This is a genomic window from Burkholderia sp. MR1-5-21 (assembly GCF_053427715.1).
Genome location: NZ_JBSAXD010000023.1, coordinates 122,364 through 144,108 on the forward strand (window position 1 = coordinate 122,364; position 21,745 = coordinate 144,108).

Below are 21,745 nucleotides of genomic sequence, written 5' to 3' on the forward strand. Positions count from 1 at the left end.
TCCCGATGCGCTTTCAACATCATTGGCATCTGCCGACGCACGACGCGTCGGGCCGCCATCTTCCCCACCCGCTCTCTGCGCGGGTCGCGCGCGCCGCGCTGTTCGCGGCGCTGCTCGTCGTCTGTGCGGCCGTCGCCACGCCGCCGCCCGCGCCGCCCGCGCTGGCGGGCCATCCGCCCGTCATCGTGATGACGGTGAACGGCGCGATCGGGCCGGCCAGCGCCGACTTCATCGTCCGCGGGTTAAGCCGCGCGGCGCGCGAACGTGCGCCGCTCGCGATCCTGCAGCTCGATACGCCCGGCGGCCTCGACACGTCGATGCGGCAGATCATCAAGGCCATCCTCGGCTCGCCGGTGCCGGTCGCGGCGTTCGTCGCGCCGAGCGGCGCGCGCGCGGCGAGCGCGGGCACCTATATCGTGTACGCGAGCCACATCGCGGCGATGGCGCCGGGCACCAACCTCGGCGCGGCTTCGCCCGTCCAGTTCGGCATCGGCGGCGGCGCGCCCGGGGGCAACCCGCCGTCGCCGACCGGCGCACCACCCGCGTCGCCCACGTCACCCGCGTCACCCGCGTCCGGGCCTTCAGCCGCGTCGAGCGCACTGCCGACCGACACGCAATCGACCGAGATCCGCAAGGCGATGCAGGACGCCGCCGCGTACATCCGCGGCCTCGCGCAGCTGCGCGGCCGCAACGCCGAATGGGGCGAGCGCGCGGTGCGCGAAGCGGTGAGCCTGTCCGCGACCGAAGCGCGCGCGCAGCATGTCGTCGACCTGATCGCGCAGGACCCGGCCGACCTCGCGCGCCAGCTCGACGGCCGCACCGTGACGACGTCCAGCGGCGTGCAGCGGCTCGCGACCGCGCATGCGCCGCTCGTCGCCGTCGAGCCCGACTGGCGCAACCGCTTCCTGTCGATCATCGCGGATCCGAATGTCGCGCTGATCCTGCTGACGCTCGGCATCTACGGCCTCTTCTTCGAATTCGCGAACCCCGGCTTCGTGCTGCCGGGCCTCGTCGGCACGATCTGCCTGCTGATCGGCCTGTTCGCGATGCAGCTGCTGCCGGTCAACTACGCGGGCCTCGGGCTCGTGCTGCTCGGGCTCGCGTGCCTCGTCGCCGAGGCGTTCCTGCCGACCTTCGGCGTGCTCGGGTTCGGCGGCATCGTGTCGTTCACGATCGGCGCGCTGATGCTGATCGATACCGACGTGCCCGGCTACGGCATCCCGTGGCCGCTGATCGTGGGCCTCGCGCTGGGCGGCGGGCTGCTCGTCGCGGGGGTGTCGAGCCTCGCGCTGCGCGCGCGGCGCCGCCCGGTCGTCAGCGGCGGCGAAGCGATGGTCGGCAGCATCGGCGAAGTGCTCGACGACGGCCTGCGGCCCGACCAGCCGCAAACGGCTGCGGGCCCCGCGCCGTCGGCCGCCGGCTGGGCGCTGGTGCGCGGCGAGCGCTGGCGGGTCGCCAGCAATGCGCCGCTCGCCGCGGGCTGCCGGGTGCGCGTCACGGGCCGCCAAGGGCTGATGCTTACCGTCGCCCCGCTTTACGACATGCCGGCCGCTCTGCGCGGGACCGCGGCAGGCGCCGAACCGCCAGCTCCGGTCGACTCCCGCGTGGGCGGGACCGGCGCAAGCGCGAATGCGCACAATCCGATCAACAAAGGAGAAAAACCATGATCGGCTACACGTTCGGCTTCAGCAGCCTTCTGATCGTTTTCGCGGTGCTGCTTGTTGCATCGTCGATCCGCATCTTCCGCGAATACGAGCGCGGCGTCGTGTTCATGCTCGGCCGCTTCTGGAAGGTCAAGGGGCCCGGGCTCGTGCTGATCATCCCGATCGTCCAGCAGGTCGTGCGGATCGACCTGCGCACCGTCGTGTTCGACGTGCCCGCGCAGGACGTGATCACGCGCGACAACGTGTCGGTGAAGGTGAATGCGGTCGTGTATTTCCGCGTCGTCGATCCGGAGAAGGCCGTGATCCAGGTCGCGCGCTTCTTCGACGCGACGAGCCAGCTCGCGCAGACGACGCTGCGTTCGGTGCTCGGCAAGCACGAGCTGGACGCGCTGCTCGCCGAGCGCGAGCAGTTGAACGCCGACATCCAGAAGACGCTCGACGCGCAGACCGACGCCTGGGGCATCAAGGTGTCGACGGTCGAGATCAAGCACGTCGACCTGAACGAGACGATGGTCCGTGCGATCGCGCGGCAGGCGGAAGCCGAGCGCGAACGGCGCGCGAAGGTGATCCACGCGGAAGGCGAGCTGCAGGCGTCCGAGAAGCTGCTGCAGGCCGCGCAGCGGCTCGCGCTGCAGCCGCAGGCGATGCAGCTGCGCTATCTGCAGACGCTGACGACGATCGCCGCGGACAAGAATTCGACGATCGTGTTCCCGCTGCCGGTCGAGCTGCTGAGTTCGTTGCTGGAGCGCTTCGGGCCGCCGCGCGAACGGTGAGCCTGACGTTTCCCGGCGCGCGCGATGCGGCGGCCGATCCCGACGGACGCGGGCCAGCGCGGCCCGGCGCCCGTCACGCTTCACGCTTCACGCTTCACGCTTCACGCTTCACGCTTCACGCCAGCAGCTTGCGCTCCGTCTTGCCGTACTTGATCGACTTCTCGTCCGGGATCATCAGGCCCGTGTGCTCGTCGCGGCCCTGCAGCAGGAAGCGCGCGTTCGGGTTGCCGATCTGCTCGGCCGCGAGCTTGCTGTCCGCGCCGATCTCGCCCTTCTTCATCCGGTTGACGATCACGCCGGCCGCGGTGTCCTTGAAATCGCGCAGCATCCACGCGTCGCCGTCGCTGTCGCCGAACACCAGCAGCGGACCGTAGCCCTTCTTCGACTCGAGCACGTTGCGGATGCCGACCGTCTTGCCCGGGCCGTAGTTGAAGTGCCAGCCGTCCGGGTAGTGGCTCACGTACTTGCCGTCCTGCATGTCGAGGCGCAGGCCGATCACGTTCTCGGGCGGCACGCCGTAGCCATAGTTCGGATTGCCGGCGAACACGCGCACGACGTCGTCGAGCGACGCGGTGCTCACGTACACGTCGATGCCGTTCGCGCGCAGCGTGTGCATCACCGCGCGGATTTCCTCATGGATGCGGATGCCGTGGAAGTGCATGTCGGCGACCACGCCGGCCTTGCCCGGCAGCGTCTTCGGGCTTTCGTACCGGACCTTGCGCAGCGCGTCGCCGATCGCGTAGTTGTTGGACGCTTCCGCCATCGCCTGCAGCTCGGCGGTCGTCATGTTCTTGTAGAAGTAGATGATCCACTTGTAGCCGATCTCGAGCGGATGCGTGTCGCAGATCGCGTCGTACATGAAGTACAGCTTCGCGCGGAAATCCTTGAACTGGTCGGTCTCGCGAACCTCGTCGAGGCTCTTGTCGCCGCCGAATCCCTTGTAGTTCGCATAGAGCCACCGATAGTCGGACTCGACGTCGGCGGCGAGGTCCTCCATCGTCACCGGCTTGCCGTCCACCGTCGTGTAGTCCTTCATGAACGCGCCCTTCGGCACGTCCTTCCACATCACGCCGACGAATTCGTCCGGCGTCAGCTTGTACTGCAGATGGTCGATCTGGTACATCAGCAACGCCTCTTCGCAGTCGTTCATGATGCACGTGTTGTCCCAGTCGAACACCGCGTACGGGCGGCGCTTCGCGTCGTAGCGCGGGCTCCCGACGCCATGCTGGTCGAGCACCGCCTGCAGGCGCGCGGCGTTGAACGGCGACCAGCGGCCCGGGTCCAGCGCGTCCGGCGAGGCGGCATTCTTTGCGTCGGCCGTGCCGGCCTTGAGCATCAACGACGTCGCGGCGGTCGCCGCGGCAAGGGTGTTCATGAACGTGCGGCGCTGCATGGTCTCTCTCCGTGGAAATGACGAGTCGGCTTCGGTCGCTACCCCGCGCGACGCGCGGCGCGCATCGCGGCGCGCCGGCGGCTCATTGGCCCCGCGAAGCCGGGGCGGCTCCGAAATGGGGGCGAATGATCTGACGAAATTATTTCGGCAATTTGACAGCGTCGCGCCGCGATGCGACGCCAAGTTGATCCGGAGCGACAGCGCAACATCCCGAGCCGCCCCGGACGGCCGCCAGCCGGGAATCTAGAGCGTTGACTCCATTTCCCCGCTTCATTAGGAAAAGCCCTCATCCCCGCCCACTGACGCGTCTCACTGAACCGTCTATTATTGTGACATTGATTAATGGCACATTAAGTGCTGGCCGAATAACCCGTGGCAGTGACGCCCGGCGGGTGCGTTCCGGATCAGCAACGACAACCTTGCATGGGACCGAACCCACGGCGCAAGCGCCGGGTTGGGTCGACATCCGAAACAGGAGACGACGCACCATGGCCGACCATCCGCTGCCGGAAATCCACACCGAAGAACTGCCGCAGTTCCGCGCGGTCCAGCAGCTCGCGTACCGCTGCGTGGAAACGGTCGGCGGCATGCTGTATCCCGGCATCACCGAGAAGGACGCGGCGCGCCTGCTCACCGAATGGCTGCAGGACCACGGCGTGCGCGACTGGCTGCACAAGCCGTTCGCGTGGTTCGGCGACCGCACCGCGTTCGAAGGCTTCTCCGGCCTCAAGCACATGGGCGGCTTCAATCTCGCGTTCTTCCCGAGCAACCGCCAGCTCGAGACCGACATGCCGGTGATTCTCGACGTCGCGCCGGTGCTCGACGGCATCGTCGCCGACGTCGGCTACGCGCACTGCCTCGGCGAGAACCCGATCCTCGAGCAGTTGCAGGACGACCTGATGGACCACCGCGCGCTGATCGTGCGGCTCGTCAAGGAGCGCCGGCCGATGGCCGAAGTCGCGCAGGAAGTCGACGCGCTGTGCCGCCGCCAGGGCGTCGAGCCGCGTCACAAGGCGTATCCGTTCAAGGTGCTCGCGCACCGCGTCGCGAAGATCCACAAGCTGTCGACGCCGCGCTTCGTCGCCCGCTTCGGGCTGAACGCGACCCGCAACCTGCTGCTCGACCAGGGCCGCGCGGCCAGGCAGCAGGGCTGGTCGCCACTGTGGTCGATCGACCGCCGCTCCGAGCACGCGCCGGTGCCGGGCCTGTGGGCTGTCGAGCCGCACCTGGGCTTCGCGGGCGTCGGCGCGAAGTTCGAGGAGCTGCTCGTGATCACCGGCGACGACGCGTACTGGCTCGACGACGACCTGCCGCACGTGCGCCGCTGGCAGCGCCGCCAGGCCGAGCGCGCGAACGCGATCGCGACCGTGCCGGCCGCCGCCTGACGCGCCCTTTCTCCTTCTGAACGGACACACGATGCAGCCTCTTTCCGACGAAGCGCCGCTGGCCCTGTTCGATTCGGTGTTCACCGAAACCGCCGTCACATCCGGCGACCTGACGCTCGCCGTGCGCACCTGGGGCGACCCCGCTCGCACGCCGGTCGTGCTCGTGCATGGCTATCCGGACAACAGCAGCGTCTGGCAGGACGTCGCGCCGCTGCTCGCGCGCCAGCATTACGTGATCGCCTACGACGTGCGCGGCGCGGGCCTGTCGGGCGTGCCGGCGCGCACGGCCGACTACCATCTCGCGAAGCTGACCGACGACTTCATCGCGGTGATCGACGCGCTCTGCCCGGGCCGCCCCGTCCACCTGATCGCGCACGACTGGGGCTCGATCCAGGGCTGGGAGTTCGTCACCGAGCCGCGGCTCGCCGGCCGCATCGCGTCGTACACGTCATGCTCGGGCCCGTGCCTCGACCACGTCGGCTTCTGGATGCGCGAACGCGTGCTGCATCCGACGCCCGCATCGTTGGCCACGCTCGGCGGCCAGCTCGTGCGGTCGTGGTACGTGTACCTGTTCCACCTGCCGTTCATCCCCGAACTGAACTGGCGGCTGTGGCTCGGCCGCGCATGGCCGGGCCTGCTGCGCCGCGTCGAGAAGACGCCCGTCGCGCCGCGCGCGACGCAGGCCGACGACGGCGCGCGCGGCGTGCGTCTCTATCGCGCGAACTTCATCCGCTGCCTCTTCGCGCCGCGCGAGCGCTACGCGCATGCGCCCGTGCAGACGATCGTGCCGCTCGGCGACAAGTACGTGAGCCCGGCGCTGTCCGAAGACCTGTCGCGCTGGGTGCCGCAGTACTACCGGCGCGAAGTCGCGGCCGGGCACTGGCTGCCGCTCGCCGATCCCGCACGCTTCGCGGGACTCGCGCAGGACCTGATCGACGCGGTCGAGCGTGGCGACGAGCCGCCCGCACTCGCGAACGCGCGGCGGCGCTCGACGAGCGGACGCTTCAGCGGCAAGGTCGCGGTCGTCACCGGCGCGGGCAGCGGGATCGGCCGCTGCGCGGCGCTGGCCTTCGCGCGCGAAGGCGCGACGATCGTCGCGGCCGATATCGATCTGGCAAGCGCCGAGCGCACCGCGCTGCTGGTCCGGCTGATCGGCACGCACGCACATGCGCAGCGCGTCGACGTCGGCTCGGCCGACGAGATGGAAGCGCTGGCCGACTGGGTCGGCGCCGAACTCGGCGGCGCGGACGTCGTGATCAACAACGCGGGCATCGGCATGGCGGGCGGCATTCTCGACACGAGCGCCGCGCACTGGGAGCGGATCCTGCACGTGAACCTGTGGGGCGTGATCCACGGCTCGCGCCTGTTCGCGAAGCAGATGGCCGCACGCGGCAGCGGCGGCCACATCGTCAACACCGCGTCGGCGGCTGCGTTCGGGCCGTCGCGCGACCTGCCGGCCTACGCGACGACCAAGGCCGCGGTGCTGATGCTGAGCGAGTGCATGCGCGCGGAGCTGGCCGGAAAAGGCATCGGCGTGACGGCCGTGTGCCCCGGCTTCGCGGAAACCGGAATCATGGCGTCGACGCAATACGCGGGCGCCAATGCGCAGGACGAAGTGCGCCTGCGCAAACGCGCGACGAAGCTCTACCAGATGCGCGGCCTGAAACCCGAAACCGTCGCGCAGGCGATGGTCGACGGCGTGCTGCGCAACCGGCCGGTCGTCGCGGTCGGCACCGAAGCACACACGCTGCGCTTCGTCGGCCGCTTCATGCCCTGGCTCGGCCGGATGATCGCCCGCGTCAGCATGGCATCGCATTGACGGCGCAAGAGTCCGCATGAGGCCGCAATAAACCGCAACCAGCCGCGATAGGCCGCAACAACGCCGCACACGGAGACACAGATGACCGCTACCGCCGACTACCACAAGATCAAGGCCCGGCACGTGAAGTTCGACTTCAGCGACACGCCGATCACCTGGGTGCCGAACGATCCGGGCAGCACGCACATCATCAACACCCTGAACCTGCTGTTCCCGGAAGGCGAGCTGTGGTTCTGCCGCGTATACAACAAGGCGCTGCCGCATATCACCGACGCGCGGCTGCGCGACGAGGCCGAAGGCTTCCTGCGCCAGGAGGCCGTGCATTCGCGCTCGCACGGCGGCGTGCTCAAGCATTACTACGACCGCCACGGGATCGACACGAAGCCGTTCACGCAGAAGCTCAACTGGCTCTTCACGCGCGTGCTCGGCGAGGCGCCGTTCGGCCTGAAGATCGGCCATACGCGCTTCTGGCTGCGCCAGCAGCTCGCGGTGATCGCGTCGCTCGAGCATTTCTTCGGCTATCTCGGCAACTGGGTGCTCAACGCGCACGGGCTCGACGAAGGCCGTGCCGACCCGACGATGGTCGACCTGCTGCGCTGGCACGGCGCCGAGGAAGTCGAGCATCGCACCGTCGCATTCGACATCTACCGCCACATGGGCGGCACCTATCCGGAGCGCTGCCTGCACATGGCGTTCGTGATCGTGCTGCTGCTCTACTACATCACGACGGGCGCGAAGTTCATGTACCGGCGCGATCCGGACGCGGGCCGCTACCCGGGCTTCGTGCTGTCGTGGTGGCAGGGCTCGCGGCGCGGGCACCTGCCGTCGTTCTGGAAGGTGATCGGCGCGGCGCTGCGCTACTTCAAGCCCAGCTACACGCCGCACCACGAAGGGTCGACCGAACAGGCGCTCGCGTACCTCGCGCGCTCGCCGGCCGCGCAGGCGGCCGCGCATGGCGGCAACTGGGGGGCCACGAAGGAGGCTTGATGCACGTGGCCTGGCCTCGGCCCGTCGGCGGTGCGCACGCGCTGCACGCGCACCGCGTGGCGAAATGCGTACAATCGCGGCTTCATTTCCCCGGAGGTGCCGCGATGGCCATGAAGAAAACCGATCTCGAGAAAAACAAGGCGCTCAAGCTGACGCACGCGATGAAGCAGTCGAGCCCCGCGCGTTTCGGCAAGGGTGCCGAAGAATCCGTGAAGCTCGACCGCCGCGCGCAGCGCAAGCTGGACCAGGAGCAAGGGCTCGTGCCGTTCGCGTGCAAGCTCAACGCGGAACTGGTCGAGCAGTTGAAGGTACGCGCGGCGACGCATCCGGACGGGATGACCGGCCTGCTGTCCGAACTGCTCGTGAACGCGCTCGCGCAACGCGACGCGTGATCCGCACGTATCTCGAAATTTTCGTTGACAACGCCACGCCTGCACGACAAACTCGTTCGCATGCCTACGTTCAAGCTCATCGCCATCGCGATTAATCCTCGAGTGAACGCCCATTGGGGCGCGTCACCGGAGGCGCTTGTGCGTTAGCATCGACAGCAGTACCGCATGTCACACAAGGCCTCACCGGAAACGGATGAGGCTTTTTTGTTTGGTGCGCGTCATCCGCCCGGCTCAACGAATGGAGATGACGATGGACCAAGCCAGCCAGCTGTTTGTTCGTCCCGATCTGCGCCGCGCCGACGCGATCGCGTTGCCGAGAGTCGTGATTCATTTCGCCGTCGCGCCGCGCAAGACGCTGACGTGGCGTGCGCCGAGCGATGCCGAGATCCGCGTACACGACGCGTCGCTGTGGCTGACGCGCCAGACGAGTGTCGATGATTACTGGATGCGGCCCGGCGACGTGCTGCGTATCCCGCGCGGCGAACGGATCTGGGTGAGCACGGATGCCGACTGCCCGGTCGAGGCGTCGATCACGACCGCTTACGTGCAGCGCGGCGTGCGGCTACAGCGCGCGCTCGCGCGGATGCGGCGCATGATGCGCGAGGTCTGGCGAAGTCGGGAGTAATGCGAACGCCGCCATGCGCGCAGCGCGTGACGGCGTAACGAAATGCGCGCACCTGCGACGCATCGCATCGCAGGTGCGCGGCGAATGACGCGGCACGCCGATGCATGCCGCGAGCGATCGCGCGCCGCGTGCGGACATCAGGTGCTGGCGGCGAGACGCGGGCCGGTGCCGCGAGGACTGGCTTCGATGTCAGGACGCTGGGATGCCTGCGCGCTCACCCAAGGATCGATGCCTTGCTTTTGCACCTCCTCGAGAAAGGACACGCGCGTGCGCCAGTAATCCGCTTGTAATTTCGCATCGATGACGCGCTGCTCGGCAGTGAACAGTTCCATGCGCGCAGTGACAAGCATCGACGCAGCGGTTTTCTCTGGCGTAGGGGCGTGCCGCATCGCCCAACGGCTGATCCAGTTCAACATGCTGACCTCCGTAGAAACGGACAAACCCGCATCGGGCAATCGCAACCGGCCGCGCGCTTGCCCGTACGCGCAACGGCCGCCGCCGCACTTCACGCCATGGCGCTACGCGGGCCACCGACTCCCCGGAATCGGCAGCGATCGGCCCGGCGTGCGTGCGAGGTGTATCTATCCTAGAAAGAGTTGCCGGTTAACGCGATGTGGTCTTGCAAACTTTTACACAGAAACCACAGTCCGCACTGCAGCACGATATGACAGTTGCGCGCGGAACGGCTTCACGGCAGGATAGCCCGATGCCCGCGCCGCCCTGGACTGACGAATGCATCGGTCCGCGTCCGCATGCGCTGCACGCGTGATGCCCCGCCGCACGCGCGCACTGCTTCCGTGCAGCATGCGGGCACGTCATTTCAGCCGCATGTCGATGCGGCCACCACGCCGCCGTGCCTTGCCGCGGTGCATGTAGCACCCGCTGCTTTCCGCCGCCCTCCCCATCCGAACCGGTAAAATGCGCGCCGCCGCGCGGCCACGCAGTCAGTCTTGCCGTGCCGTCCGCCGATCGTGCCCCGCGACTATATCGTCCAACCTATCCCGGCTATTACAATCCGCCGATAGACCGATATTAGTGGCTGGTTACAGTACGGCGGCCGTGCATGGTTGGCCGCGCATACAACAAGTCGAATCAACAAGCAACACGACAACCCGACCGGAGAAACGCCTTCATGGAATCCATCAAGCGGTATTTCGGCTTCGAAGAAGCCGGCACCGACTTCCGCACCGAACTACTCGCGGGCGTCACCACGTTCCTGACGATGGCCTACATCATCTTCGTGAACCCCGCGATCCTCGGCGACGCCGGCATGCCGAAGGAATCGGTATTCGTCGCGACCTGCCTCGTCGCGGCGCTCGCGTCGCTGATCATGGGCCTGTACGCGAACTACCCGATCGCGTGCGCGCCCGGCATGGGCCTCAACGCGTACTTCGCCTATACCGTCGTGAAGGGCCTCGGCTTCTCGTGGCAGGCCGCGCTCGGCGCAGTGTTCATCTCCGGCTGCCTGTTCCTGATCGTCACGCTGTTCCGCGTGCGCGAAGCGATCGTCAACGGCATTCCGAAATCACTGCGGATCTCGATCACCGCGGGCATCGGCCTGTTCCTCGGCATCATCTCGCTGAAGACGTCGGGCGTGATCGTCGGCAACCCGGCCACGCTGGTCACGCTCGGCGACCTGCACAAGCACGACACGATCCTCGCGATCATCGGCTTCTTCACGATCGTCACGCTCGACCACCTGCGCGTGCGCGGCGCGATTCTGATCGGCATCCTCGGCGTCACGATCCTGTCGTTCTTCTTCGGCGACAACCAGTTCCACGGCGTGTTCTCGGCGCCGCCGTCGATCGACGCGACGCTGTTCAAGCTCGACATCGGCGCCGCACTGTCGACCGGCATCATCAACGTGATCCTCGTGTTCTTCCTCGTCGAGCTGTTCGACGCGACCGGCACGCTGATGGGCGTCGCGAACCGCGCGGGCCTGCTCGTCCACGGCAAGATGGACCGGCTGAACAAGGCGCTGCTCGCCGACAGCACCGCGATCGTCGCGGGCTCGGTCCTGGGCACGTCGTCGACCACCGCGTACATCGAGAGCGCATCGGGTGTGCAGGCCGGCGGCCGCACCGGGATGACGGCACTCACCGTCGCGGTGCTGTTCCTCGCCTGCCTGTTCATCGCGCCGCTCGCGGGCGTCGTGCCGGCCTACGCGACCGCACCTGCGCTGCTGTACGTGTCGTGCCTGATGCTGCGCGAGATGGTCGAAGTGCCGTGGGACGATGCGACCGAAGCCGTGCCGGCCGCGCTGACCGCGCTGCTGATGCCGTTCACGTACTCGATCGCGAACGGTGTCGCGTTCGGCTTCATCTCGTACGCCGGCCTCAAGCTGCTGACGGGCCAGGCACGCCAGGTCAAGCCGGTCGTGTGGGTGATCGCCGCCGTGTTCCTGTTCCGCTTCTTCTATCTCGGCAGCGAATGAGCGTGGCGTGACGCGCCGCTGCGCATGATGCAAGGAACGCCACCTTCGGGTGGCGTTTTTTTTCGACCATCTCCGACGCGGCATCAGGCGTCTGCTCCCGCGCGTCGTGCACTACGCGCGGGCAAACGACAGTCAGGCCCCGGCCTCGTCGAGCACCCAGCGCGCAAATGTCTGCAACGGACCGTCGCCGAGATCCAGCGGCTCGGGCAGGACGAGGCAGAAGCGCTTCGCGACGCGCCGGCTGTCCGGCCAGGGCGCGGCGAGCAGGCCCTGCGCGATCTCGGCGTCGACGTACAGGCGCGGCACCAGCGCCACGCCGAGTCCCGCCAGCGCAGCGGCAATCAGCATCGAATGGAGATCGTAGCGCGCGCCGGCCGCCGGATTGGCGACCGGCAATCCGGTCTCCTGCACGTACTGCGACCACGCATCCGGCGTCTGCCGCTTGTGCAGGCGCGGCAACGCATCCAGCAGCGTCTCCGGCGGCGCGCCCGCGAGCAGCGACGGATGGCAGACAGGCAACAGCACCTCCTCGAACAGCCGATGCGTGTGCATGCCCGCCCACGCCGGATGCTCGAAGTGAATCGCCGCGTCGAAGCCGCTGTCAGGCAGGACGAACGGGTCGGCCCGCTCCGCGAAATGCACGGTGATGTTCGGGTGCCGGTCGTGAAACCGTTTCAGGCGCGGGATCAGCCAGCGCGTCGCGAACGTCGGCGTGACCGCGATGTCGAGACTGCCGCCGTCGCCGGGCTGACCCATCATGTACTGGCACTCGCGCTCCAGCCGATCGAGCACGTCGCGCACCTGGGCCGCATAACGCGCGCCGTTCGGCGCGAGCCGCACGCGATTGCCGACGCGCTCGAACAGCACGATGCCGAGGAATGCCTCCAGGCGGCCGATCTGCCGGCTGATCGCGCCTTCCGTCAACGCGAGTTCGTCGGCGGCGCGCGCAAAGCTGCCGTGCCGTGCGGCAGCCTCGAATGCCATCAAGGCCGAATTGCTGGGGATCCTGCGTCGCATCGCGCTTCTCCTTGCTGGACGACGCCTGCACCAGCTTGATCAAATGTCATCGAAGGGTGACGAATCGTCGTTTTTCAGTCGGTTTTCGCGTGATTATCATGACATAACATCAACCAATCGAGCGGCAGCGCGTTCGCTGCCCCGCGCCCCCCGCGAGGACATCGTCATGATCTACACGGTCGAATGCAGTTTCGCCGATCCGGCCTCCGAGGCCGAATGGAATGACTTCTACAGCCGGGTCAAGCTGCCGGCCCTCATCTCGGTATCCGGTTTCGTCACGTCGCAGCGTTTCAGCGCGTTGGACGGGACAGGCCCGCGCTATCTGGCGCTCCACACGATCGACGCGCCCGACGTGCTCGGCTCCGCCGAGTATCGCGACAACGGAGGCGGCAACTTCGCCCGCTGGCAGCCGCACATCACCGACTGGCGGCGCAACGTGTACGACCACGCAGGCGCGGCGCCCGCGGTGACGGCCCACGCGCTGCTCGCGGTCTGCGATGCGGATCCCGCCCCGCTGGCGCGGCTGGGCCTCACGCCGTCGAGCCTGCACGCGATCGCGCTCGACCGGCGTCCCGCGCGCCGATGGCTGGCCGTGCTGGCGCGCGACACCGCGCATCGCGCCGCCGATGCGTCCGGCGCAATCCGGCTCTACGCGCCGATGGGCCCGCAGCTCGTGCGCACGCCTGCCGCACCGGCCACGCCGGCCGCACGATAAACGGAGCTCGCCCATGTGCGCCTACCCTTTCCCGAGCCGGCAGATCGGCGCGTTCTCCGTCACGTCGATCAGCGACGGAACGCTCACGGCCGGCCTCGACCTGCTGTCGAACATCGATCCGGCCGACGCGGACCGCATCCTGCGCGATGCGGGCGTGCCCGATCCGTCCGTCGTGAACATCAACTGCTACGTGATCCGCGGCAACGGCCGCACGATCCTGGTCGATGCCGGCGCGGGCGGCATCCGGAACTGGGGCGGCCGGCTGAAATCGGCGCTCCCGCTCGCCGGCGTGGCGCCGACCGACATCGACACGATCCTGCTCACGCACGCGCATCCGGACCATGTCGGCGGACTGATCGATGCGCTCGGCCACGCGGCGTTCCGCGATGCCGAACTGGTGGTCCACCAGCGGGAAATCGACTTCTGGCAGGATGACGAATCATTTGCACGCGCCAGCGCGCGCGCGCAGGGCAATTTCCGGATCGCGCGGCAGGTGTTCGATGCGTATCGCAAGGCCCTTCGCACCGTCGACGACGGCGAGGTGCTGCCCGGCATTGCGGCCGTGCCGCTGCCGGGACATACGCCCGGGCATACGGGCTATCTTGTCGAGTCACGCGGAGAGCGTCTGCTGATCTGGGGCGATGTTGTCCACTTCGCGCCGATCCAGGTGGCCCGGCCGCACGTATCGATCGCGTTCGACCACGATCCGTCGCACGCATCGGCGACGCGCGCGACGCTGCTCGCCGAAGCCAGTGCCGGGAACCTGCTGATCGCGGGCATGCATCTCTCCGCGTGCGGCTTTGCACGCATCACGCGCACGCACGACGCCTACACGATCGTCGCCGCGCCGTGAACGGGAAACAGGCAGGGGAAACTTGCACCGCCTCGCAGGCGGCCGTGGCACACGGTCATGGCCGCGCGGCAATCGCTCGCCGCGCACGCATGCGCCCGGGCCGCGCCGATACCGCCGATACCATCAATACGACAAGGGCGCCATGCACTGCAATGGCGCCCGCTCGATCACTGCCCGGCTAGTCGGGTCAACGCCAGTTCGCCTCGTAGAAGCGCACGTAGCCGCTGCGCAGCGTCACGCATTGCGCACGCGTTTCCGACAGCAGGCGCCGCGCCGCTGCCTCGATGCGATCACGGTGCATGTCGAACGCGCCGACCATGTCCTCGAAGCGCGGCGACGCCGCACCGAAATGGTCTTCCATCGCCTCGGCGGTGATGTGGCATTGAACGCGCTCGCCATTGACCAACGCCGGAAACGCGAGCGTCAGTTCGCGCCCCGAATACTCGGGCGCCTCGTTCGGGAAATTGATCTGCATGGGAGCCGCCTCAACCGTCCGGTAGAAAATGAATGACCGCGTCCGTCGTCCGCCACCGGCCGGACGATTGTGTTCGCGGGCTGACCGGCCTTGCATGCCCGCGGGAATATGGCGCGGACAATGCACACCGGTTGCATTCACTTTAGACGGTTTCGCGCAGGAGGCAAATTTTGCGGCACGCGTCATTCCGACGCGGGTTTGGTCAGCACAATGCGTGATCCGGCACCGGAGCCGGGCCGACGTCAATGCGGGTCATGCGGCCACACATTGAGGGCGATCGCGGTCGTCGTGATGCCCAGCGCGATCGCTGCCGCGCCGTATCGCAATGCGTCGTCCAGGTCGAAGAGGAGGCCGTGGATCGCGACCGCGATGCCGGCCAACATGACGAAGGTGGCGATTGCCGCCAGTACGACCCTGAGTTCCGTACGAACCATGATCCGTCTCCCGAACGGATGCATGTCGCGTCGCATGCATGTTGCGATGCGGAACACGGCGCGTGCGTGCTCCATTTCCATCATTGCAGGCGCCTGTCCAAAAGCAAGCGGAATTTGTCCGCGGTCGCACATCGCGTGCGGCGCTTGTATGATGATGCGTACCCGCGCGGCCGGCTCCGCGCCGGATGCACGTTGCGAGCGGGGAACGCACCCCGCCGACGGCTTCAGATTGGCATGGGATCCGAGCAAGCGCTGAAGCGCCAGCTCCGATCGAAAGGAGACGCGATGCCTCATTCTTCCGTGCAGCCCGCCGCCGCGGGCCGCATCGACCTGCTCGCGCAGGCGCATGCCCGTTCGACGGCGGTCGGGCTGCGCACTGACGAGCTGCCCGATTTCTCGCCGCTGTCGCGCATCGCGCTGCGCGAGCTGATCGACACCCATCACGCGCTGTTCGCGCATGCGCGCCCGGTGATGGAAGACCTGCACGCGCAGATCGCCGACACGCAGAGCCTCGTGCTGCTGACCGACTCGGACGGCGTGATCCTGCACAGCATCGGCGACGCGGATTTCATCGAGAAAGCCAACCGCGTCGCGCTGTGTCCGGGCGTGTCGTGGGCCGAAGGCGCACGCGGCACCAACGCGATCGGCACCGCGCTCGCGTCGGGCCAGGCACTCGCCGTGCATGCGTCGGAACACTTCCTGCGCGCCAATCACATCCTGACCTGCTCGTGCGCGCCGATCGTCGATCCGTTCGGGCGCACGCTCGGCACGCTCGACGTGAGCGGCGATCCGCGCGGCTTCAGCCCGCATACGCTTGCGCTCGTGCGGATGTCGGCGCAGCTGATCGAGAACCACCTGTTCGCGAACCAGTGCGCGGAAGCGCTGCGCGTGCGCTTTCACGCGCACGAGGAATGCGTCGATTCGCTGTTCGCGGGGCTCGTCGCGTTCGGGCCCGACGGCGGGCTGATCGCAGCGAACCGCAGCGCGCAATTCCAGCTCGGCGCGCCGTTCGACGCGCTGCAACATCAAGGCTGCGACGCGCTGTTCGGCATGCGCTTCGCGATGCTCGCGCAGCAGGCCGCCCGCGCGCCCGGTGCGATGTTCCGCCTCACGCTGTCGAGCGGCGTGCGCGTGCTCGCGCGCTGCGAATTCGCGGACGCGCAGAAGACGGCCGTCGCCGTCACGCCGCCCGCCGCGCCGGCCGTGCGCACCCGCCCGGCCGATCCCGACGCGATCACGTTCGCGACGCTCGACACCGGCGATGCGCGGATGGCCGCCGTGCTCGAACGGGTCGCGAAGATCCGCGGGCGCGACCTGCCGCTGCTGATCCTCGGCCAGACCGGCACCGGCAAGGAATGGCTCGCCCGTGCGCTGCATCACGCGTCGCCGCGCGCGGACGGCCCGTTCGTCGCGGTCAACTGCGCGGCGCTGCCCGATTCGCTGATCGAGGCCGAGCTGTTCGGCTATGAAGACGGCGCGTTCACCGGCGCGCGCAAGCGCGGCAGCCCCGGCAAGATCGTGCAGGCCGACGGCGGCACGCTGTTTCTCGACGAGATCGGCGACATGCCGCTCGCGCAGCAGGTGCGTCTGATGCGCGTGCTGCAGGAGCGCGCGGTGATGCCGCTCGGCGGCGCGCGTGCGGTGCCGGTCGACGTGCGCGTCGTCTGCGCGACACACCGCGACCTGCGCGCGATGATCGCGGCCGGCACGTTCCGCGAGGACCTGTTCTACCGGATCAACGGGCTCGCGGTGACGCTGCCGCCGCTCGCGACACGCACCGACCTGCCGGTGCTCGTCGAATGCATTCTCGAGCGGCTCGCGCGCAGCGAGCCGATGCCGCGCCGGGTCGCGCCCGACGTACTCGACGCGTTCGCGCGCCACCGCTGGCCCGGCAACCTGCGGCAGATGACCAACGTGCTGCGCACCGCCGGCATGCTGGCCGAGGACGCAGCGGAGATCGCGCTCACGCACCTGCCCGACGATTTCTGGCTCGATTGCGACGCGCCGCCCGCCGCGCCGCCGCAACCGTCCTCCATGGCGGCGGCCGAAGCGACGACGCTGCTCGATCATCAGGCGGCGGTGATCGGCGCGGCGCTCGAGCGGCACGGCGGCAACGTGTCGGCGGCCGCGCGGGAGCTGGGGCTCGCGCGCAACACCGTGTACCGGCACCTGCGCCGGCACTGACGGACGGACCGTGCATCGGGCCCGCCGCGGATGGCGGGCCGCGGCGGACGGGTTCGGGTATGCTTGGCGGCTTGCCGTGACCGATCCGCCGCTTTGTTCCGACATGACCGATTCCGAACGCCCCCCTGTCGTGCGCATCGAGCCGCTCGGCGTGAGCTTCGACGCGCCCGACTCGCTGACGCTGCTCGAAGCGGCCGCGTTCGCGCACGTGTCGCTGCCGCGTTCGTGCCGCAACGGCACGTGCCGTACGTGCCTGTGCAGGATCGTCAGCGGCAGCGTGCGCTACACGATCGAATGGCCGGGGCTGAGCCGCGAGGAAAAGGCCGAAGGCTATACGCTGCCGTGCGTGGCGGTCGCGACATCGGACGTCGTGATCGACGTGCCCGACGCGGTCATGCTCTGATGCGCGCTGCATAATCGTAGTTGTTCAATGCACCGATGGAGGGCGTCATGACACAGCAATCCGATCGCATCGAAAAGCAAACCCTGTTGCCCGCGCCGCTGGACCGCGTCTGGGAGGCTGTCAGCAATTCCGGGGAATTCGGCATGTGGTTCGGCGTGACGTTCGACGGACCGTTTGTCGCCGGCCAGCGGCTGTTCGGCCGGATCACGCCGACGACCGTCGATGCGGACGTCGCGAAGGCGCAGGAGCCGTATGCCGGCGCGGTATTCGAAATCGTCGTCGACCGCGTCGAGCCGCAACGCCTGTTCTCGTTCCGCTGGCATCCGTTCGCGATCAATCCGTCCATCGACTATTCGAGCGAGCCGATGACGCTGGTCACGTTCGCGCTCGACGAGCAACCGGACGGAACGCAGCTGACGTTGACCGAATCCGGTTTCGATCAGGTCATGGCCGAGCGCCGGGCCAAGGCGTATGAGATGAACGACCACGGGTGGACCGCGCAGATGATGCTCGTCGGGAAATATCTGGCGAAGCACGCGTAGCGTGCGGCCGCCGTGCGGCGCGCGGACGGATTGTTGCCCCGACGTCAACACTGCGACGAATATTCACCCAAGATAGGTCGCCGGACAGTGAATACGCTGTGAGGACTTCAAGCCTCACGAGCCTCTTTCACCATGTCCAGGATCGACGCTTCGCCGCCCGCGCTGTCCATCGCGATGCTCGCGATTTCCGCGTTCGTCATCGTCACCACCGAATTCCTGATCGCGGGCATCGGCCTCGGCGCGATCGTCGGCGGATACACGATCGAACGCAGCACGCTCGCCGACATCGGATACGTCGCCGCTGCAATCGCGCTGTTCGCCGCGTTGATCGCCGTCGTCATCGGCCGCCGCCGGCAGGCGCGATTCGATGCCGGCCTCCGCGCCCCGGGCGTTGCCGGGCAATAGCGCCACGCCTCCGCTGCGCGCGTCATCCTTGCACAAGCAATTGGCCTCGGACGAGCCTCGTTCGAATTGCATTTCCACAGGACGGCGGGAATTGCGTGGACAATTGAGCCCTCGTTCACCCTATCGCCAGTGTCAATGTCGACAGAGCGTCTCAAAGGCATCGAAGTCTTCGTCGCCATTGCGGAAGCCGGGAGCTTCACGGCCGCCGCGGAACGACTCCATCTCACGACCTCGGCGGTCAGCAAGAGCATCGCGCGACTGGAGGCGCGGCTCGGCGCCCGGCTCTTCGAGCGCACGACGCGACGCCTTGCCCTCACCGGCGCGGGCGAAGCGTTCCATCGCACCTGCACGCGCATTCTGGCGGACCTCGAAACAGCCGAAATCGATCTCGCCGCCGAGCACACCGAACCGGCGGGCCGCCTGCGCGTCGACGTGCCGGTGACGTTCGGCCACCTGCACGTGTTGCCGCTGCTGCTCGATTTCGCCGAGCGTCACCCGCGCGTGAAGCTGCACACGTCGTTCACCGATCGCTTCGTCGATCCGGTCGAGGAAGGCATCGATCTCGCCGTGCGGATCGGCAGCGCCGCCCCGCCTTCCGGCCTGCTCGCGCATCGGATCATCGGCCGGGAGCGCGTGGTCTTCTGTGCGGCGCCGCGCTATCTGAAGCAACGTCCGGCGATTCGCGACGTGGCGGATCTCGAGCGGCACGATTGCGTGACCTACGGCCGCGCGGACGGCAGCGTGAGTCCGTGGATCTTGGCCGGTCCGGACGGAAAGGCCGAACGCCGGACCATGAACGGCCGGATCGTCGTCGGCAGCGGCGAAGCGCAGATTCAGGCGGTGAAGGCCGGGTACGGGGTCGCGCAACTGGCGACCTGGATGATCCGCGATGCGCTTCGCAGCGGCGAACTGGTCGACGTGCTGCCCGCATTCGCGACGACGGGATTGCCCGTCAGCCTGATCTGGCCGCGTCACCGGGAACGCTTGCCAAAGGTCGGCGCGATGCTGGACTTCCTGGATCGCGCGTTGCGCGCGATCTGTGCGGAAGATTGAATCGGACTTCGCGCTGGAAAGAGGCGAGTCCGACGCATTCTCGATGCCGGCATGGCATCATGCCTGATCCCATACGCACTACATCGACCTCGCGGAGCGACGAATGTCCGTTCAGACCTGGATTCTCTTTGCCGCAGCCTACCTCGCCACCACACTGATTCCGGGGCCCAACGTGCTCCTCGTCGTCCGTAATACCGTCCGATATGGCCGCCAGGGAACGGCCGCGACCATTGCCGGCAATCTCACCGCGCAAGGGGTCGTCGTCGTGCTCGTTGCGCTGGGTGTCGGCGCGGTGCTGGCCGCGATGCCGCCGCTGTTCGTCGCGATGAAGGTGGCCGGCGCGGCCTATCTGATGATTCTGGGCGTCAAGCAGTTGCGCGGCCCGCGAGCACGGCCCGATGCGTCGGCCGGCGACACGGCCGCGGCCGCCGTCGCACCGGACCGCAAGAAGCTGTTCCGCGAATCACTGCTCGTCTCCGGGAGCAACCCGAAGACGCTGATCTTCCTGTCCGCGTTCATGCCGCAGTTCATCGCGCACGACCGTCCGCTGGCGATGCAGTTCGTCGTGATGTACGCAACGATCGCGTGCACGGTGATGGTCGTTCACAGCATCTATTCGGCCGGCGTCCACCGGCTGCATCGCGGCTTCCGCATGAGCCGCTGGGTCGAAGCGATCAAGCGCGGCAGCGGGCTGCTGTTCGTCGGGTTGGGGATCAAGCTGCTCGCGGCGCGCCAATGATCTCAATGACCGGCGATTTCGGCACCGGCCGTGCCGGCGCCATCGCGGGCTCGTCCGTCAACCGCTACACCGATCGTCGGGATGGCCCGACGCAGGCCCGAGCCGTCACGCACAACAGATTGTGATCGCCGCACGCGGCGCCACGACGCGGCTCACGCGACACAAATCCCCGCCACCGCCACTTTCTTGAACAGGTGCGGCGACGCGACCGCCGACGCCGGATAGTCCGACACCTTCGCGCGGAAATCCGGATGCGAGAACGCCGCGCGAAAATGCGCGGTGGACTCCCACACCGCATAGTTCAGATACGTCGGACGCTCGCCGATCGCACGATGCAGTTGCGTCGAGACGAAGCCCGGCTGCCGCTTCATGAACGCGGCATCGTCCTGCCAGACCTGCAGGAACGTCGACTCGTCTTCCGGTTCGAGCAAGAAGACGTTCACGAGCACGACCGGGGCGACGTCCTCGGCGAGTTGGCGGTCGATCGGGAATTCGGGGTCGAGAGGTCGAAACTGTGGCATGATCGGCTCCATCAATTTGGTTGCATGATGTCAATTCGACATGACGCATATATAGTTCATTGACATCACGATGTCAATTTGGATTGATGGTGACAGATGGGCGAAGCGAAGCGAACGCCGGCGGGTCAGGTCCTGACCGGTTTCATTCTCGATTTTTTCCGGCTCAACAGCCGCATGCTGGCGTCAGGTGACCGGCTGGTCGCCGGGCTCGGGCTGACGAGCGCGCGCTGGCAGATTCTCGGCGCGATCGTCGGCGCCGGGCAGCCGCAACCGGTCGCGTGGATCGCGCGCGATCTCGGCGCGAATCGCCAGAACGTCCAGCGGATCGTCAACGATCTGGAAACGGAAGGTTTGGTCAGGTTCGATGTGAATCCGCACCATCGGCGCGCGCAGCTCGTCGTGCTGACGGATCGCGGCAAGCAGGCGTTCGACGCGGCGATGGACTTGCAGACCGCGTGGGTCAACCAGTTGTCGAACGGGCTGTCGGTGGACGATCTTGAGGCGATGCGACGCGTGATTGCCGGGTTGCGCGCGAACCTGGATGAAGCCGGCGGCGACGATGCGGGTTAGCGTAGCGCCCGACGTCCTTGACAGGCCGGAGCACGCCGCGCGAAGGAGAATGTAGCCGTTTCGGCTACGAACGTAGCCAGATCAGCTACGTTTTCAATCCAGAAAGACTCCGAAGAGTCCGATGTGCCGAACACCGTCGACGCCCCACGGCGCCCGGCACATCGCGAGCGCTGCCAGCCTCGAACGGCCGGCAGCGCCGCCATCACCCGCCCAGATAAGCCTGCTTGATCCGGTCGTTGGCGAGCAGGTTCGCGCCGGTATCGGCAAGCACCACGCGCCCCGTCTCCAGCACATACCCGCGATCGGCCACCCCCAGCGCCTTGTTCGCGTTCTGCTCGACGAGGAACACCGTCACCCCCTCG

At 67.6% G+C, this 21,745-nt stretch carries 23 protein-coding genes and 1 pseudogene; 17 read left to right on the plus strand and 7 right to left on the minus strand.

Annotated features, from left to right (window positions below; all coding sequences use genetic code 11):
• The first annotated feature begins 5 nt into the window (after nucleotides 1-5).
• Both ACV229_RS27720 and ACV229_RS27725 read left to right on the plus strand, forming a co-directional pair.
• A complete protein-coding gene (locus ACV229_RS27720; protein WP_448086304.1) occupies nucleotides 6-1,667 on the plus strand; it encodes an NfeD family protein in 1,662 nt (553 codons plus the stop codon).
• A complete protein-coding gene (locus tag ACV229_RS27725) occupies nucleotides 1,664-2,437 on the plus strand; it encodes a slipin family protein (protein WP_059996945.1) in 774 nt (257 codons plus the stop codon). Before ACV229_RS27720 ends, ACV229_RS27725 begins: the two co-directional genes overlap by 4 nt.
• A 115-nt stretch (nucleotides 2,438-2,552) precedes the next feature.
• On the opposite strand, the gene ACV229_RS27730 is transcribed toward ACV229_RS27725, so the two are convergent.
• Complete coding sequence (locus ACV229_RS27730; RefSeq protein WP_448086305.1) at nucleotides 2,553-3,830, minus strand: haloacid dehalogenase-like hydrolase; 1,278 nt, start codon at nucleotides 3,828-3,830, stop codon at nucleotides 2,553-2,555.
• Between the two features lie 488 nt (nucleotides 3,831-4,318).
• Between ACV229_RS27730 and ACV229_RS27735 the strand changes: the two genes are divergently transcribed.
• The 5 genes from ACV229_RS27735 (at nucleotide 4,319) to ACV229_RS27755 (ending at nucleotide 9,038) form a co-directional block, all read left to right on the plus strand.
• Nucleotides 4,319-5,215, plus strand: a complete 897-nt coding sequence (locus tag ACV229_RS27735; RefSeq protein ID WP_448086306.1) for a M24 family metallopeptidase — start codon at nucleotides 4,319-4,321, stop codon at nucleotides 5,213-5,215.
• A gap of 31 nt (nucleotides 5,216-5,246) precedes the next feature.
• Nucleotides 5,247-7,034 carry an SDR family oxidoreductase gene (locus ACV229_RS27740; RefSeq protein ID WP_448086307.1) on the plus strand — a complete coding sequence of 596 codons (1,788 nt, stop codon included), beginning with the start codon at nucleotides 5,247-5,249 and terminating at the stop codon, nucleotides 7,032-7,034.
• An 81-nt stretch (nucleotides 7,035-7,115) separates the two neighbouring features.
• Nucleotides 7,116-8,021 carry a metal-dependent hydrolase gene (locus ACV229_RS27745; RefSeq protein ID WP_448086308.1) on the plus strand — a complete coding sequence of 302 codons (906 nt, stop codon included), beginning with the start codon at nucleotides 7,116-7,118 and terminating at the stop codon, nucleotides 8,019-8,021.
• Nucleotides 8,022-8,125: 104 nt separating this feature from the next.
• Entirely contained in the window at nucleotides 8,126-8,413 is a 288-nt protein-coding gene (locus ACV229_RS27750; protein ID WP_448086309.1) for a hypothetical protein, read from the plus strand.
• A 250-nt stretch (nucleotides 8,414-8,663) separates the two neighbouring features.
• Nucleotides 8,664-9,038, plus strand: a complete 375-nt coding sequence (locus ACV229_RS27755) for a DUF2917 domain-containing protein (protein ID WP_448086310.1) — start codon at nucleotides 8,664-8,666, stop codon at nucleotides 9,036-9,038.
• 137 nt (nucleotides 9,039-9,175) lie between these two features.
• Here ACV229_RS27755 and ACV229_RS27760 read toward each other — a convergent pair whose 3' ends face one another.
• Nucleotides 9,176-9,454, minus strand: coding sequence for a hypothetical protein (locus ACV229_RS27760; RefSeq protein ID WP_448086311.1), 279 nt, complete (start codon nucleotides 9,452-9,454; stop codon nucleotides 9,176-9,178).
• A gap of 716 nt (nucleotides 9,455-10,170) precedes the next feature.
• Between ACV229_RS27760 and ACV229_RS27765 the strand changes: the two genes are divergently transcribed.
• A complete protein-coding gene (locus ACV229_RS27765; RefSeq protein ID WP_448086312.1) occupies nucleotides 10,171-11,472 on the plus strand; it encodes an NCS2 family permease in 1,302 nt (433 codons plus the stop codon).
• A 132-nt stretch (nucleotides 11,473-11,604) separates the two neighbouring features.
• Here ACV229_RS27765 and ACV229_RS27770 read toward each other — a convergent pair whose 3' ends face one another.
• The gene (locus ACV229_RS27770; protein WP_448086327.1) at nucleotides 11,605-12,456 is read right to left on the minus strand and encodes a LysR substrate-binding domain-containing protein; all 852 of its coding nucleotides are present in this window, start codon (nucleotides 12,454-12,456) and stop codon (nucleotides 11,605-11,607) included.
• 199 nt (nucleotides 12,457-12,655) lie between these two features.
• Here ACV229_RS27770 and ACV229_RS27775 point away from each other — a divergent pair, with 199 nt between their 5' ends.
• Both ACV229_RS27775 and ACV229_RS27780 read left to right on the plus strand, forming a co-directional pair.
• On the plus strand, nucleotides 12,656-13,204 hold the full coding sequence (locus tag ACV229_RS27775; protein ID WP_448086328.1) for a sugar ABC transporter: 549 nt from the start codon (nucleotides 12,656-12,658) through the stop codon (nucleotides 13,202-13,204).
• 13 nt (nucleotides 13,205-13,217) lie between these two features.
• On the plus strand, nucleotides 13,218-14,057 hold the full coding sequence (locus ACV229_RS27780; protein WP_448086313.1) for an MBL fold metallo-hydrolase: 840 nt from the start codon (nucleotides 13,218-13,220) through the stop codon (nucleotides 14,055-14,057).
• A 187-nt stretch (nucleotides 14,058-14,244) separates the two neighbouring features.
• On the opposite strand, the gene ACV229_RS27785 is transcribed toward ACV229_RS27780, so the two are convergent.
• Both ACV229_RS27785 and ACV229_RS27790 read right to left on the minus strand, forming a co-directional pair.
• Entirely contained in the window at nucleotides 14,245-14,532 is a 288-nt protein-coding gene (locus ACV229_RS27785) for a DUF1488 domain-containing protein (RefSeq protein WP_448075158.1), read from the minus strand.
• 242 nt (nucleotides 14,533-14,774) lie between these two features.
• Nucleotides 14,775-15,050 (minus strand): DUF2964 domain-containing protein, encoded by a 276-nt coding sequence (locus tag ACV229_RS27790; protein WP_448086314.1) that lies wholly within the window; start codon nucleotides 15,048-15,050, stop codon nucleotides 14,775-14,777.
• A 201-nt stretch (nucleotides 15,051-15,251) separates the two neighbouring features.
• On the opposite strand from ACV229_RS27790, the gene ACV229_RS27795 reads away from it, so the two are divergent.
• The 6 genes from ACV229_RS27795 (at nucleotide 15,252) to ACV229_RS27820 (ending at nucleotide 20,292) form a co-directional block, all read left to right on the plus strand.
• Nucleotides 15,252-17,150, plus strand: a complete 1,899-nt coding sequence (locus ACV229_RS27795) for a sigma-54-dependent Fis family transcriptional regulator (RefSeq protein ID WP_448086315.1) — start codon at nucleotides 15,252-15,254, stop codon at nucleotides 17,148-17,150.
• 103 nt (nucleotides 17,151-17,253) lie between these two features.
• Nucleotides 17,254-17,553 (plus strand): 2Fe-2S iron-sulfur cluster-binding protein, encoded by a 300-nt coding sequence (locus ACV229_RS27800; RefSeq protein ID WP_448086316.1) that lies wholly within the window; start codon nucleotides 17,254-17,256, stop codon nucleotides 17,551-17,553.
• A gap of 47 nt (nucleotides 17,554-17,600) precedes the next feature.
• A complete protein-coding gene (locus ACV229_RS27805; RefSeq protein ID WP_448086317.1) occupies nucleotides 17,601-18,095 on the plus strand; it encodes an SRPBCC family protein in 495 nt (164 codons plus the stop codon).
• Nucleotides 18,096-18,227: 132 nt separating this feature from the next.
• A complete protein-coding gene (locus ACV229_RS27810; RefSeq protein WP_448086318.1) occupies nucleotides 18,228-18,500 on the plus strand; it encodes a hypothetical protein in 273 nt (90 codons plus the stop codon).
• 135 nt (nucleotides 18,501-18,635) lie between these two features.
• Nucleotides 18,636-19,553 carry a LysR family transcriptional regulator gene (locus tag ACV229_RS27815; RefSeq protein ID WP_448086319.1) on the plus strand — a complete coding sequence of 306 codons (918 nt, stop codon included), beginning with the start codon at nucleotides 18,636-18,638 and terminating at the stop codon, nucleotides 19,551-19,553.
• Nucleotides 19,554-19,656: 103 nt separating this feature from the next.
• Nucleotides 19,657-20,292, plus strand: a complete 636-nt coding sequence (locus ACV229_RS27820; RefSeq protein ID WP_448086320.1) for a LysE family translocator — start codon at nucleotides 19,657-19,659, stop codon at nucleotides 20,290-20,292.
• A 152-nt stretch (nucleotides 20,293-20,444) separates the two neighbouring features.
• Here ACV229_RS27820 and ACV229_RS27825 read toward each other — a convergent pair whose 3' ends face one another.
• Nucleotides 20,445-20,813: an antibiotic biosynthesis monooxygenase family protein gene (locus tag ACV229_RS27825; protein WP_448086321.1), complete on the minus strand. Its 369-nt coding sequence runs from the start codon at nucleotides 20,811-20,813 to the stop codon at nucleotides 20,445-20,447.
• A gap of 96 nt (nucleotides 20,814-20,909) precedes the next feature.
• Between ACV229_RS27825 and ACV229_RS27830 the strand changes: the two genes are divergently transcribed.
• Entirely contained in the window at nucleotides 20,910-21,383 is a 474-nt protein-coding gene (locus ACV229_RS27830) for a MarR family winged helix-turn-helix transcriptional regulator (RefSeq protein ID WP_448086322.1), read from the plus strand.
• Nucleotides 21,384-21,585: 202 nt separating this feature from the next.
• On the opposite strand, the pseudogene ACV229_RS27835 reads toward ACV229_RS27830, so the two are convergent.
• A pseudogene (locus ACV229_RS27835) lies at nucleotides 21,586-21,745 on the minus strand (branched-chain amino acid ABC transporter ATP-binding protein); the annotation flags it as partial.

Coding starts and splice junctions, on each gene's coding strand:
- ACV229_RS27825 (WP_448086321.1), bottom strand. CDS start 20,813: ATGCCACAGTTTCGACCTCTCGACCCCGAATTCCCGATCGACCGCCAA.
- ACV229_RS27765 (WP_448086312.1), top strand. CDS start 10,171: ATGGAATCCATCAAGCGGTATTTCGGCTTCGAAGAAGCCGGCACCGAC.
- ACV229_RS27770 (WP_448086327.1), bottom strand. CDS start 12,456: ATGGCATTCGAGGCTGCCGCACGGCACGGCAGCTTTGCGCGCGCCGCC.
- ACV229_RS27735 (WP_448086306.1), top strand. CDS start 4,319: ATGGCCGACCATCCGCTGCCGGAAATCCACACCGAAGAACTGCCGCAG.
- ACV229_RS27785 (WP_448075158.1), bottom strand. CDS start 14,532: ATGCAGATCAATTTCCCGAACGAGGCGCCCGAGTATTCGGGGCGCGAA.
- ACV229_RS27740 (WP_448086307.1), top strand. CDS start 5,247: ATGCAGCCTCTTTCCGACGAAGCGCCGCTGGCCCTGTTCGATTCGGTG.
- ACV229_RS27795 (WP_448086315.1), top strand. CDS start 15,252: ATGCCTCATTCTTCCGTGCAGCCCGCCGCCGCGGGCCGCATCGACCTG.
- ACV229_RS27760 (WP_448086311.1), bottom strand. CDS start 9,454: ATGTTGAACTGGATCAGCCGTTGGGCGATGCGGCACGCCCCTACGCCA.
- ACV229_RS27750 (WP_448086309.1), top strand. CDS start 8,126: ATGGCCATGAAGAAAACCGATCTCGAGAAAAACAAGGCGCTCAAGCTG.
- ACV229_RS27755 (WP_448086310.1), top strand. CDS start 8,664: ATGGACCAAGCCAGCCAGCTGTTTGTTCGTCCCGATCTGCGCCGCGCC.
- ACV229_RS27800 (WP_448086316.1), top strand. CDS start 17,254: ATGACCGATTCCGAACGCCCCCCTGTCGTGCGCATCGAGCCGCTCGGC.
- ACV229_RS27810 (WP_448086318.1), top strand. CDS start 18,228: ATGTCCAGGATCGACGCTTCGCCGCCCGCGCTGTCCATCGCGATGCTC.
- ACV229_RS27805 (WP_448086317.1), top strand. CDS start 17,601: ATGACACAGCAATCCGATCGCATCGAAAAGCAAACCCTGTTGCCCGCG.
- ACV229_RS27725 (WP_059996945.1), top strand. CDS start 1,664: ATGATCGGCTACACGTTCGGCTTCAGCAGCCTTCTGATCGTTTTCGCG.
- ACV229_RS27790 (WP_448086314.1), bottom strand. CDS start 15,050: ATGATGGAAATGGAGCACGCACGCGCCGTGTTCCGCATCGCAACATGC.
- ACV229_RS27745 (WP_448086308.1), top strand. CDS start 7,116: ATGACCGCTACCGCCGACTACCACAAGATCAAGGCCCGGCACGTGAAG.
- ACV229_RS27820 (WP_448086320.1), top strand. CDS start 19,657: ATGTCCGTTCAGACCTGGATTCTCTTTGCCGCAGCCTACCTCGCCACC.
- ACV229_RS27815 (WP_448086319.1), top strand. CDS start 18,636: ATGTCGACAGAGCGTCTCAAAGGCATCGAAGTCTTCGTCGCCATTGCG.
- ACV229_RS27720 (WP_448086304.1), top strand. CDS start 6: ATGCGCTTTCAACATCATTGGCATCTGCCGACGCACGACGCGTCGGGC.
- ACV229_RS27730 (WP_448086305.1), bottom strand. CDS start 3,830: ATGCAGCGCCGCACGTTCATGAACACCCTTGCCGCGGCGACCGCCGCG.
- ACV229_RS27780 (WP_448086313.1), top strand. CDS start 13,218: ATGTGCGCCTACCCTTTCCCGAGCCGGCAGATCGGCGCGTTCTCCGTC.
- ACV229_RS27775 (WP_448086328.1), top strand. CDS start 12,656: ATGATCTACACGGTCGAATGCAGTTTCGCCGATCCGGCCTCCGAGGCC.
- ACV229_RS27830 (WP_448086322.1), top strand. CDS start 20,910: ATGGGCGAAGCGAAGCGAACGCCGGCGGGTCAGGTCCTGACCGGTTTC.